This is a genomic window from Fretibacterium fastidiosum, from assembly GCF_964642095.1.
Classification (GTDB): Bacteria; Synergistota; Synergistia; order Synergistales; family Aminobacteriaceae; genus Fretibacterium; species Fretibacterium fastidiosum.
In genome coordinates, this window is sequence record NZ_OZ209244.1 from 1,331,836 (window position 1) to 1,344,373 (window position 12,538).

Here is a 12,538-nt window from a genome sequence, read left to right on the forward strand (position 1 = left end):
ACGTTATGTCTTTTATCGTGATTCCCGGCAGAGCCGGGAATCACTCAATCAGTTTTAGTCAGAACATTCTTCAATAAGTTTGTCAATTTCTTCACATTGATTAAGATCTGTACACGTAAAGGTCTCTCCATCGCCTTTAAATTTTTCGATATCTATAGAACCATCATCTTGAAACTCGACTTCCCAGCGTTCTCCAGGAATTGCTATTTCTACCATTACACCTACTGGTCGAACTTTGTTGAGCCGATAGTAAATGCTTTTCTCTTCAAGCATGTTAAGAAATCTTATAAACTGCTCCATGATTGCCTCCTTATTTTTTGAAGCGCCCGTCAATCAACAACTTCCAAATGTTCCGCCAGGCTCTCGCTCCAGACTGTGCTTTTTTAAGCACCTCCCTTATCGTCATATCAAGTAGAACTGGATCATCCCAACTTGGACCGCCCGGGGGTCGAAAAGCGTGTCTAATTCTTCCCAGCCTTTCTTTTAAAACCTCCCTTACAGTTTTGTCTAAAAATGCTTTTACTAATGTCAGGTCAATCTCCCTGAGGAGATCGGACATTAAGATATGACCATTAAGGATCGTTTCCAGTGTAATGTAATTGATGACAGACAGAATTACAATTGCTCCCGCACGAGGCACCAGCACCCCCAACGCTGCGTAGAAATTCAATCCCCCCGCGGTGGAGAGGATGCCATGTCCGGCCAGGCCGCCAAGCATTTCTCCCAGCGAGAACAGCCCTGTCGGGTCGGTGTTGTTGACGGGGTTCGCGTTGGCGTACAGGTACTTATGCAGGCTCAGCGGGTCTTGCCGGTTCCCCTGGTGCGGGTCCAGGCTCAGGAACGTCCCCGTCTTCGGGTCCATGTATCGCGCCCGCAGCTGATACAGCTCCGTCGTCCGGTCGAAACGCTCGCCCGCGTACTGGTAGTCGTTCTCCGTCACGCCCGTGCGCGACGTCGTCTCCCCCCACGCGTCGTACGTCCAGCGGTCTGTCACCTGGCCCGACTCGTTCGCCAGCATCCGTACCGAACCGTGCCCGTCGACCAGGTACCAGCGCTTCGCTCCGCCCCGCTCCATGGAGATCAGGTCGTCCCCGCCGCGGGTGTAGTAGGCCAGGGGCACTCCCGTGCCGTCCGTCTCCGCCACCACGTGGGATATCCAGTGGTTCGCGTCCACCAGATACCGGACCGTGACGCCCTCACGCGACTTCCGGATACGGTTGCCGCGCCAGTCGTAGCCGTACTCCTCTACCGCCACGTTCGCGCCCTCCTGCACCGCAAAACAATAACTCTTATTCGATTGTCAAGAATTCGGAGACTCTGTAGTTTTGTTCAATTTCCTTTTCCATCGTCGTTCATAACGTCATCGACGTCATCGCAGGAAAGCTTAAAAAGGCGAGGAGCCAAAAAATCCCCTTCGCTTAAAAATCAAGGTTTGTAGAGAGTAATTCCAAATTCAGCATTCAGCGAAGCCAAAAGGGCTATTGTTTCTTTTGAAAAGCATAACTCCGGCGCGTCGCCGTCCTCCATCACTACAATGCCATCAAAAACTACATCAATTTCATAATCTTTGACTAGTTGCTGAAGCACCTCCACCTTAGAGCCAAGCATGGAGATCATTTCATCAAATTTTTCCTCCAAACACCTGCAAAACGATTTATCGGTTTCTATATACCAGTAGTAAAACGGCTCTGGTATTGCTACAGTTTGCTTACCTTTTTTAGGTGCTATCCCTAATAAGTCAGTAATGACATCCATGGGAAACGCGCAAACGATGCTAAAAATAACCTTGATTGTAGGATACATATAGTTCACCCCGTGCTGTTAAATTAAGGTAGGCAAAAGCTCAATACCTGCCTTATCGCTTCAGTTAACGCCCAATGGCCTAAGGTTATGTGATTCAAATCAAGCTTATGTCATTTCCAGAATTAAGTCATTTATTTGGATAGTATAACCCCGTATGTACTGGTATTGCGTTTTTACCCTTACTTCCCTTGATAACCCTCACCAGTAGAATTTCTCGTGTATGTTCGTCAATTGCCATATTATATTGACTTGATGCTTTTTTAACATAGTCTTTTTTTAGCAATTCAGCACTATCATAATTAACAGTCTGCGCAACCTTATTAGCTCTGTCATCATTACGTATTTCTTTACACCCATTATGCACCAACACGCCGCTTCCGACGAAGTAGGTATCGAAGTCCTCGACGTCGAGGTTGTAGACGGGGATGGGGGACTCCAGCTTTTCAAGCCTCAGTGCCGTCACCGTCCGAACGTCGCCGGAGAGCGCCCGGATGCTGTCCCCAACCACCAGGTCTCCCGCGGCAACCCAGCCCCTGCCCACAACGTAGAACGGATGACTGGTGGTCGCGTCGACGTCCCCGCTGCCCGTTTCGATGCGTAGCAGCTCGTCGTTCTCCCGGACGAGGACCTCCTTGACCGCCTTCAGCGCCAGCTCGCCGGTCTCGACGTTGTACGACCACACCCGATCCCCAGCCTGAACCTCGGCGATGCGCTTGAACCCCGCCTCCGTCGCCACCAGCGTGTCACCGTCAAAGCAGCTCGGCCAGAAAATCATGGCCAGGTCCATCGCGATATTCAGACCCGCAACCAGCATCCCCGCAACGTCGTTATTCGCCCTCGCCTCAAGGTATGCCTCGAAGTTTTTCTTGACGCTGTACCCAGCCAGCGCCTTCGTCAGCGTCTGAATCACAACGTGCGTTTCACAGATGCCGATCATCCCGGCGACCGACACGATCCCGTTGCTCAGCGCAAGCAGAAACTGCTCCGAGTCCTCCGTCATCATCGCCACGACAAGGCTCCTCATCGCGCACAGGAACTGGATGCCATACCCCGCCTTCTGCAGCATCCTAAGCGCCGTCAGGAAATTCAATCCCCCCGCAGTGGAGAGGATGCCGTGGCCGGCCAGGCCGCCCAACATCCCGCCAAACGAGAACATTCCCGTCGGGTCGGTGTTGTTGACGGGGTTCGCGTTGGCGTACAGGTACTTGTGCAGGCTCAGCGGATCTTGCCGGTTCCCCTGGTGCGGGTCCAGGCTCAGGAACGTCCCCGTCTTCGGGTCCATGTACCGCGCCCGCAACTGATACAGCTCCGTCGTCCGGTCAAAGCGCTCGCCCGCGATTTCCGGATGCGGTTACCGCGCCAGTCGTAGCCGTACTCCTCCACCGCCACGTTCGCGCCCTCCTGCCCCGTGGCGCAATACCTTTATTTCGATTATCAAGGTGCCAGACTTTAAGATTGACATTCGTTTAATGGCAGCAAAGAAAAACAGTTGACCGTTCTGCTACGTCATTGAAATGCCTGCTTCATGAGCTTCTCTTCAATTCTTTCAGGTACTTTATCAAGAAATTAAAAGCTTTATTGTGAGACCAATATAAGTTCCCTTACAGCTAAAGCGGGGGGATACTCAATCGGTCACAACAGATCATGAATATTCTTAGCATGCTCCAGGTTTTTCCACCATTCTTTCAGCATACTTTTCTTCTCGTTTGAGATGCGATCATCCATAAGATATTCCTCGATAGGAACCACTTCTTTGACCATTTTCTTACTGTTGTTAAGTAAATGTTCCAAATCTGTAATGGTAAAATTACTGTCTGTATTTATGATGTTAGCCAATTGGCAAAATGCCTCGGTGCAAATTTGCTTGCTGCAGATATATTCAAGCTGATAGATCGCAATTTGACTATGCGCCAGTGAAATCATAAGCGATCGACGTGTGCTGCGGGACGGATACTTGATGATCTTCTGAAATACATCATCAGTAACTGCCTTGCTGTTGACATAGTGTAAAAGGGTGTCCAGAAAACCCACAACGCCACATAATGAATAGCTCTTTTCTATCAGCGTTAACAGCGTCTCTCTGCTGCTTTCCCGCCCTGCCTGCTCAAACCACTCGTCATTGTAATCATCATTAAAGAGTGCATCACATACAACGTTCATTTCCGCATCACTCATTTTCATGATCTCTTTCAACGTTATCGATTTTACTGATCCAAGAGTTACTTTACCGAGCATAATACCACTCCTTTATCCCATCTTTAATCTGCTGTGAGTATTTATCGACAAATCTTTTTGCTTTTACGCTCAGCTTTCCAACTACTACTTCGCCTAGTTCATCAATAGATGCAACTTTCTTTCCGGCTTCCCGAATATGAGCATGTCCCCTAAAATGATTAGGTTCTCCGCCTTTCTGTACATCTGCACGGAGATTCCCCTCTTTTGCAACACATACATTATGCACCAGCACGCCGCCGGCGACGAAGTAGGAGTTGAAGTCCTCGACGTCGAGGTTGTAGACGGGGATCGGGGACTCCAGCTTCTCAAGCCTCAGTCCCGTTACAACCCCTGCATCCCCGGAGAGCGCCTGGATCGCGTCCCCAACCACCAGGTCCCCCGCCGCTACCCAGCCCTTGCCCACGACGTAGAACGGGTGGTTGGTCGTCGCATCGATGGCGCCCCGGCTCGTCTCGATGTGCAGAAGCTCGTCGTTCTCCCGGACGAGGACCTCCTTGACCGCCTTCAGCGCCCTCTCGCCGGTCTCGACGTTGTACGACCACACCCGGTCCCCGGCCTGAACCTCGTCGATGCGCTTGAACCCCGCCTCCGTCGCCACCAACGTGTCGCCGTCAAAGCAGGTTTCATGCAGCACGGCAAGGTTCAACGAAAGCTGCAGAGCGGATAACAACATTTGGGGAACGTCGTCATCCCGAACGGCTTTCAGAAAAGCCTCCAAGCTCTCGTTTGCTCCATACGCTGCAAGAGCTTTCGTAAGTATCTGCATTGCAAGATGCGATTCACAGATCCTGGAAAAGCTTGCAATTGAGACAAGCCCATTCGCTATTGCAAGCAGGACCCCTTCGGTTTTTCCCGTCAGAGCAGCCGTGACCAGTGCCGTTATTGAATACGAGACGTTGGCAACGTGGGCTGCGTTCATCAACATCTGGAATGCCAGTGCGTAGTTCAGCGTAACCGTGCCATTCAAAATGTCCAGAACAAACAGCGAACCCGTCATTTCTCCCAGCGAGAACAGCCCTGTCGGGTCGGTGTTGTTGACGGGGTTCGCGTTGGCGTACAGGTACTTGTGCAGGCTCAGCGGATCTTGCCGGTTCCCCTGGTGCGGGTCCAGGCTCAGGAACGTCCCCGTCTTCGGGTCCATGTACCGCGCCCGCAGCTGATACAGCTCCGTCGTCCGGTCAAAGCGCTCGCCCGCGACTTCCGGATGCGGTTACCGCGCCAGTCGTAGCCGTACTCCTCCACCGCCACGTTCGCGCCCTGCTGCATCGCGGCACAATACCTTTTATTGATTATCAAGGTGCCAGGCTATTAGATCGAGTATTTGTTTAATGACAGCAAAGAAAAACAGCTGACTGTTATGTTACGTCCTAATATCGCCTGGGGCATGAACTTCTCCTCTATTCCAGTATTGGTTCTGGTATATTTTCCTTGGAAGCCAAATCTTTTATCACACTCTTCAATAGGTTTTTCCCCTCATTAGTAGTGCTCTCAAAGTATGTGTCCCAAAATTTATCTGGGTTTGCTTCAAAAATCAATTTATGAGTCATTATTATATAATCATTTCTGTTTTGCGCCAAATAGTATCCATCAAGGTTCCCTGAAACGATTTCAAAACCATCAGCATTATAAATTGCCGGTGTCCCCCCCTCATCAATAATTCTGTAAAAGGCCCCCAGTACTTCAGAGTACTTGTTTATCCTGAAGTCAAAACTCGCTTCAATTACCAAATAAACTTTCTCCTTAACCAATTGCTCAGAGAAAGACTTTGACAATGAGATCACGTTAAACGGATACGACTTAAATGGTCTTGAGTATTTAACCAGCATTTCCTCTGCCTCCCATCCTCAAAACTAATCTTCACAGACCATAAAATTACTGGTGGGTCTCTATTCGAGGACCACCAGTAAATTGGGAAACAAGCTATAAGTAATGGTCTTCTTAATTGCCTCTGTTATCTAGTTTTGCTCTAAACAAATACATCATTCATGGAACCTTTTCTTGTCATCCCTCATCTTTTTAAGGTGGAATTAATTCTTAAACTTGAAGTCATCAAATAATTGCTTCATGGGTTCATAAACAAAATGTATATTAACTATTTTGCCATTATTGCTCTTAAAGACAGCTTGCCATTTTTGCCAACCTTTCCACCTCGGGTCTTCAAGATCGCCCTTCACAAATTTAAGGGACCTTCCGTTGTGTTCGGCAAATGGATACTCTTTTGCTGCCTCATAAGCCATTTCCTCCATCAAGTTCCTCGGCTCAGTACGGCCGGTCGAACCTCTTCCTTCTACGCATACATTATGCACCAGCACGCCGCCGGCGACGAAGTAGGAGTGGAAGTCCTCGACATCGAGGTTGTAGACAGAGATCGGCTTGTCCAGCTTCTCCAGCTCCAGCCCCGTCACAACCCCCGCGTCACCGGAGATAGCATGGATGCAGTCTCCCACCGCCAGGTCGCCCGCCGCTACCCAGCCCTTGCCCACGACGTAGAACGGGTGGTTGGTCGTCGCATCGATGGCGCCCCGGCTCGTCTCGATGTGCAGAAGCTCGTCGTTCTCCCGGACAAATACTTCCTTGACGACCTTCAACGCCCTCTCGCCGGTCTCGGCGTTGTACGACCACACCCGGTCCCCGGCCTGAACCTCGTCGATGCGCTTGAACCCCGCCTCCGTCGCCACCAGCGTGTCGCCGTCAAAGCAGCTTTCATGCAGCACGGCAAGGTCCAACGAAAACTGCAGACCGTATAACAGCATTTTGGGAACGTCGTCGTCCCGAACAGCTTTCAGAAAAGCCTCCAAGCTCTCGTTTGCTCCATACGCTGCAAGAGCTTTCGTAAGTATCTGCATTGCAAGATGCGATTCACAGATACTGGAAAAGCTTGCAATTGATACAAGCCCATTCGCTATTGCAGGCAGGACCCCTTCGGTTTTTCCCGTCAGAGCAGCCGTGACCAGTGCCGTTATTGAATACGAGACGTTGGCAGCGTGGGCTGCGTTCATCAACATCTGGAATGCCAGTGCGTAGTTCAGCGTAACCGTGCCATTCAAAATGTCCAGAACAAACAGCGAACTCGTCGTTTCTCCCAGCGAGAACAGCCCCGTCGGGTCGGTGTTGTTGACGGGGTTCGCGTTGGCGTACAGGTACTTATGCAGGCTCAGCGGGTCTTGCCGGTTCCCCTGGTGCGGGTCCAGGCTCAGGAACGTCCCCGTCTTCGGGTCCATGTACCGCGCCCGCAGCTGGTACAGCTCCGTCGTCCGGTCGAAACGCTCGCCCGCGTACTGGTAGTCGTTCTCCGTCACGCCCGTGCGCGACGTCGTCTCCCCCCACGCGTCGTACGTCCAGCGGTCTGTCACCTGGCCCGACTCGTTCGCCAGCATCCGTACCGAACCGTGCCCGTCGACCAGGTACCAGCGCTTCGCTCCGCCCCGCTCCATGGAGATCAGGTCGTCCCCGCCGCGGGTGTAGTAGGCCAGGGGCACTCCCGTGCCGTCCGTCTCCGCCACCACGTGGGATATCCAGTGGTTCGCGTCCACCAGATACCGGACCGTGACGCCCTCCCGCGACTTCCGGATGCGGTTGCCGCGCCAGTCGTAACCGTACTCCTCCACCGCCACGTTCGCGCCCTCCTGCACCGTGGCGCGCGTCAGGCGGTTGAACTCGTCGTACGCGAAGGTCGTCGTCCGATTCCCCGAAACCTTCTTCGTCCGGTTCCCCGCCGCGTCGTAGGTGTAGGTCACGTCGCCGGACGCGGACGTCTCGCCCGTCAGTTGGTTCAGGCGGTTGTAGGTATAGCTTGTCGTCGCGCCGCCCACGCTCTTCGTGACACGGTTCCCCGCCGCATCGTAGGCATAGCTCTTGACGCTGGTCGTCCCGTTCTCTGTCACCGTCTCACCCGTCAGGCGGTACAGCGCGTCGTACGCGTACGTCACCGTGCGGTTGCCGCTCCGGCCGATCTCCTGAACCCCCAGGCGCTCGCCCGCGCTGCCCACCGTGTAGACGTACTCCCCAACGAGAGAACCGCCCCGGTCCGTGATCCGCTCCCGCGTCAGCGCGTTCACCACGTTGTACTCCCAGGCCGTCGTCAGCCCGTTGGAGTACGTCGCTTTCGTCCGGTTCCCGTTCGCGTCGTACTCGTAGCTCGTGATGGCACCGGCCCGGTCCGTCACCGTTACCAGACGACCCAGCGCATCGTAGGTGCTGACCGTGCTGCCCCAGGGCGTCGTGAGCCTGCGTACCCGGCCCGCCCCGTCGTACTCGTACGACAGGATCGACCCATCCGGCTTCTGCTCCGAGGACAGGCGCCCCACTGCGTCGTAGCGATAGCGCGTCACGCCGTTCTCGTCCGAGACCCCCTCGAGCCGCCCCGACCCGTCGTAGGTGAACGTCACCGTCCGGCTCCCCGCCGTGATCTGGCGCAGACGGTCGCCGCCGTCGTAGCCGTACTGCCTCCGTACCCCGGAGAAGTCCGTCTCCGACTCCAGGTTCCCGCGGCTGTCGTAGGCGTTCCGCTTCTCCTGCCCCGCCGCATTCACCGTCTTCACCAGACGCCCCAGGTCGTCGTACTCGTACGCCATCCGGTTCCCCGCAGGGTCCGTCACCGACGTCAGCTCGCCCACCGTGTTGTAGCGGTAGACCCACTCCTGCCCCAGCGCGTCGACAACCCCGGTCAGGCGGTCCTGGCCGTCGTATCGGTACGTCGTCACGTGCCCGTTCTGATCCGTCTGCCTGACGATGCGACCCCGCGCGTCGTACGCGCTCGTCATCGTGCTCCCGTTCGCCAGCGTCGCCTTCGTCCGATTCCCGTTGGCGTCGTACTCGTACCGGGTCACGTTCCCCAGCGGGTCCTTCACCTGCGACACCTGAGAGCGCTCGTCGTACACAAACTCCGTCCGCTGCCCCAGCGCGTCCGTGATGGCCGTGTTCCGGTCGATCGCGTCGTAGGTGTACGTCGTGACCCCGCCACCCCGGTCCGTCTTCGTCGTCAGACGGTCCTTCGCGTCGTAGACAAAGCGCTCCGTCGTCCCATCCGCGTACGTCTTGCTCACAAGGTTCCCCACGTGGTCGTACGCCATCGCCACGCTCTGACCGTAACGGTCCGTCGCTCGCACGTTTCGGTGCTCCGCGTCGTACTCGAACCGCTCCGTCGTCCCGTCGTAGTAGTTGACCTTCTTCAGGTTCCGGAAGAGGTCGTACTCAAAGGTCGTCCGACGGCCGGACGAATCGGTCACCGCCGTTCGGTTCCCCACGCTGTCGTACTCCGCCCCGGTAAACGTCCCGTCCGCGTAGACCGTCTTCGTCACGTTCCCGTATACGTCGTACTGGTACGTCTCCGTCAGGACCTTGTTCGCCCCGTTCTCCCCGCGGCGCGTCAGCGTCTTCGAGAGCGCGTTGCCGTCCGCGTCGTACGTGAACGTCGCCGTCTCTCCCGCTCCATTCGTCGTGGACAGCACGTTACCCTGCCCGTCGTACGTGAACTGCATGACGGCCCCGATCCCGTCCGTGATGCTCCTCAGGCGCCCGCTGCCGTAGTAGTCGTACTGACGGACGTTCCCCACCGCGTCCGTCGCCCGCGTCATCTGGCCGGCGGCGTCGTAGGAGAAGTCCGCCTGCTTCACCCCGAAGGCGTGGACCGTCATCAGCTCGTTCTTGCTCGTGTAGGCGTTCTCCACCTTCAAGCCTAACGCGTTCGTCATCGAAAGAAGGCGGCCGTCCGCCGAGTAACGGTACTGCGTCGTGTTCCCCAGCGCGTCCGTCGTCGTCGCCAGGCGCCCGTTCTCGTCGTAGGTGTGCGTCGTCACGTGCCCGTTCCCGTCCGTCACGGACACCTCGTTGCCCCGCTCGTCGTAGACGTGAAGCGTCGTGTTGCCCAGACGGTCCGTCACCACCGTACGCCGCGCGTCCAGGTCGTGCGCGTACGAGATGCGCCGACCGCTCGCGTCCACCACCGCAATGAGGCGCCCCGCTTCGTCGTACTCATTCCGTGCAACCTGCACGCCACGAGGGTCCGTGAGGCTCGTCAGGTAATGTGTGCCGTCGTACCCGAACGTCGTCTCCTGACCGCCGATATCCGTCACGGAGGCCAGGTCGCCCTCGGCGTCGTAGCGGTACGTGACGGCGTGTCCCGTCGGACCGCTGATCTTCGTTATCCGCTTCAGCCCGTCCCGCTCGAAGACGATGGACTTGCCGTCCGAGTGCGTCACCCCGTCGTCCGTGATCGTGACAACCTCGCCGTTCGTCCCCGTGACGCTCTCCAGACCCGTGAGGTCGTTGAAGACGTAAACGGTCCCATCCACTGCCGTCAGCTCGTACCGCTGTGGGTTATAGGGCTCCAGGTCGTAGTCGCAGACCCCACCCTTGCTCTGTTGGTACAACAGGTCCGTCGACTGCCCCAGCGGCGCCAGCGTCGACTTGCCGCCGCTCGTGTTCCGGTAGGTCGCGCTGACCCAGCGGATCGGCTGCATGGACTGCGCTGGCAGGAGCTCCAGCGCAAACTTCTCCGTCCTGCCGTTGCCCCAGTGGACGACCACCTCGTGAGGCTTCTCCTCCACCAGCCTGTAGCTCTTCAGCCACCCGCCGCCGGACTGGACCATCTTCCAGTTCTTCCCCGGCGTGCCGTTCTCCGACAGCATCGCCCTGGACAGCTTCATGTCCCACCCATAGCCGAACCGGCCGATGGCGTCCTTTTCCCTGCTGTCGTAGGTCCGGATGACCGAGAGCGGGAGCCCGTGGATGGGGAGGTCCATGTCGACAAAGCTCATCGAGAAGCTGCCCGCCTTCAGCTCCCCCTCCACGGAGACCGTTATCTCCTTTGTGGTGGTAGCGCCTCCGGCCTCCACCGAAAGCCGCAGGACGTAGTGGCCGTTGACCAGCAGAGTGGGGTCGAACACGCCCAGCACGCCGCCGTCCACGGGCTGCGTGCCCTCCGCAAACACGGTGTAGGAGGCCGGGGCATATTCCGGGTCGCTGTCGTTTCTCTTCTGCACCGGCGCACAGGCCAGCCTGTACCTCGTCAGGCCTTCGGCCATGGCGGTGCCGACGACCTCCGTGGGCTTCGTGACGACGGCCATGTCGGCCGGCGCGGTGATGGCAACCGTGTTCGCGGAGGCTGCCGAAGCACGGAGGAAGCCGCTTTCGCTCTGGGGTGCAGAGGCGTCGGCACGCTGCGCCCGCGAGGGAAGTCCCCTGCTTCCACTCGCAAAAGCGGGGATCGGCAGCAACTGAAAGACCAGGGTAAACACCAGCAGCAGGGCCGTGAGCCTTCGGGTGCGGTAGCGCATGAGGGACCTCCTTCACATTAAAAACGTTCTGCCGTTCAGGATCGATGTCGGTACGCCAGGCTCTGGATTTGTTCGGAGGGCATTGCCCATCCGCCCCCGGAGCCGCGAGGGGTACTGTAGAAGGCGAAAAACTTCAATGTATTGAGTAAATTACGAAGCCTGTGATTTTACAATAGGTTGTTCTACTTAAAACTCGTTAAAACTCGCAATGTGCAAAAAAACTCATCAGTCGGTGGCTGCGGAGAACTTCCGGCGAAGAGGCGAAGGCCTGAGCGTTTCAGGCCCTTCATGCCGATCTCCACGTTGGTGTGCATGGTGTCGCAGGAGGTCTCCGCCAGGTTATCCAGCTTTAAGTGCGGGCGGTGCCTCGGCATTTGGGCCGCTCGGGCCGGGACGGCGCAAAATGCAAAAAATATTGAGGGGAGGACGCGGGATTTGATCCGCAGGTTTCAGCCGTTTTTGCTATAATAGAAAATCATGTGTCATCGATGACCTTTTGGGAGGCAGAGAGTATGGCTGGAAACGAGAAGATTTACAGGCCCGCGTGGAAGAGTTTCTACAGGAGCATCTCGCTGATCGTCCTGCTGGCTGTGGTCGTGATCGCCCTGACGATCCTGGCGCCCTTCGAGGCGAAGATCAAGGGGGTCCTGTGGGCGGCGTGGGCCGTGGTCGCCATCGCCATCTTCCTGTACATGGTGGTGCGGCGTGCGAGCATCTCCCTCACCGTGCGGCCCGACGAGGTGGCGCTGGACCAGGGCATCCTGAACCGCAAGTCCATCGAGATCAGCTACAGCAGCATCCGCACCGTCGAGGTGACGCAGACGCTTACGCAGAGGGTCCTGAACCTCGGCGACCTCTTCATCGCCTCCTCCGGCACCGGCGAGTACGAGATGCAGATCAAGGAAATGCCGGACCCCCACGCCATCCGCGACGAGATTCAGGCCAACGAGCGCAGCGTCAAGGGGGCGAACGCAAAGGCCGGCGCGGCACAGCAGGAGGACGCCGAGGACGCCTGAGTCCGCACGGAACGGAAGAAGCGGGGACCGCCGTCAGGCGGTCCTTTTTTTGTCGGCTGGTTTTATACCAATTCGCGTTTAATACGGATTGCCTCCCCTGACAGGGGAGGTGGTTCGCGTCAGCGAACCGGAGGGGTTGTTTCTCAGGCTCAACACCCCCCAGCCCCTTCGGGGCAGCCCCCCTTGCAGGGGGGCCTTTCTTTCCCT

9 protein-coding genes and 1 pseudogene are annotated in these 12,538 nt (G+C 56.5%); 1 reads left to right on the plus strand and 9 read right to left on the minus strand.

Translation table 11 applies throughout. The annotated features are described in order from the left end of the window. Window positions 1-54: 54 nt before the first annotated feature. From ACK28C_RS05730 to ACK28C_RS05770, 9 genes and pseudogenes are all read right to left on the minus strand, one after another. Window positions 55-300, minus strand: a complete 246-nt coding sequence (locus tag ACK28C_RS05730) for a hypothetical protein (protein ID WP_208873735.1) — start codon at window positions 298-300, stop codon at window positions 55-57. A gap of 10 nt (window positions 301-310) precedes the next feature. Continuing rightward, complete coding sequence (locus ACK28C_RS05735) at window positions 311-1,255, minus strand: RHS repeat domain-containing protein (RefSeq protein ID WP_409152591.1); 945 nt, start codon at window positions 1,253-1,255, stop codon at window positions 311-313. A 170-nt stretch (window positions 1,256-1,425) separates the two neighbouring features. Beyond that, complete coding sequence (locus tag ACK28C_RS05740; RefSeq protein ID WP_409152592.1) at window positions 1,426-1,803, minus strand: DUF4279 domain-containing protein; 378 nt, start codon at window positions 1,801-1,803, stop codon at window positions 1,426-1,428. Between the two features lie 127 nt (window positions 1,804-1,930). Then, entirely contained in the window at window positions 1,931-3,142 is a 1,212-nt protein-coding gene (locus ACK28C_RS05745; RefSeq protein ID WP_409152640.1) for a polymorphic toxin-type HINT domain-containing protein, read from the minus strand. A 293-nt stretch (window positions 3,143-3,435) separates the two neighbouring features. After that, window positions 3,436-3,978: a hypothetical protein gene (locus tag ACK28C_RS05750; RefSeq protein ID WP_409152593.1), complete on the minus strand. Its 543-nt coding sequence runs from the start codon at window positions 3,976-3,978 to the stop codon at window positions 3,436-3,438. Window positions 3,979-4,027: 49 nt separating this feature from the next. After that, window positions 4,028-5,035 (minus strand): polymorphic toxin-type HINT domain-containing protein, encoded by a 1,008-nt coding sequence (locus ACK28C_RS05755; protein WP_409152641.1) that lies wholly within the window; start codon window positions 5,033-5,035, stop codon window positions 4,028-4,030. 27 nt (window positions 5,036-5,062) lie between these two features. Further along, window positions 5,063-5,221 (minus strand): annotated as a pseudogene (locus ACK28C_RS05760) (RHS repeat-associated core domain-containing protein); the annotation flags it as partial. 214 nt (window positions 5,222-5,435) lie between these two features. Next, window positions 5,436-5,864 (minus strand): hypothetical protein, encoded by a 429-nt coding sequence (locus tag ACK28C_RS05765; RefSeq protein WP_015556979.1) that lies wholly within the window; start codon window positions 5,862-5,864, stop codon window positions 5,436-5,438. 201 nt (window positions 5,865-6,065) lie between these two features. Next, window positions 6,066-11,315: a polymorphic toxin-type HINT domain-containing protein gene (locus tag ACK28C_RS05770; RefSeq protein ID WP_409152594.1), complete on the minus strand. Its 5,250-nt coding sequence runs from the start codon at window positions 11,313-11,315 to the stop codon at window positions 6,066-6,068. Window positions 11,316-11,827: 512 nt separating this feature from the next. On the opposite strand from ACK28C_RS05770, the gene ACK28C_RS05775 reads away from it, so the two are divergent. Beyond that, the gene (locus ACK28C_RS05775) at window positions 11,828-12,331 is read left to right on the plus strand and encodes a PH domain-containing protein (protein ID WP_015556981.1); all 504 of its coding nucleotides are present in this window, start codon (window positions 11,828-11,830) and stop codon (window positions 12,329-12,331) included. The last annotated feature ends 207 nt before the right edge of the window (window positions 12,332-12,538 follow it).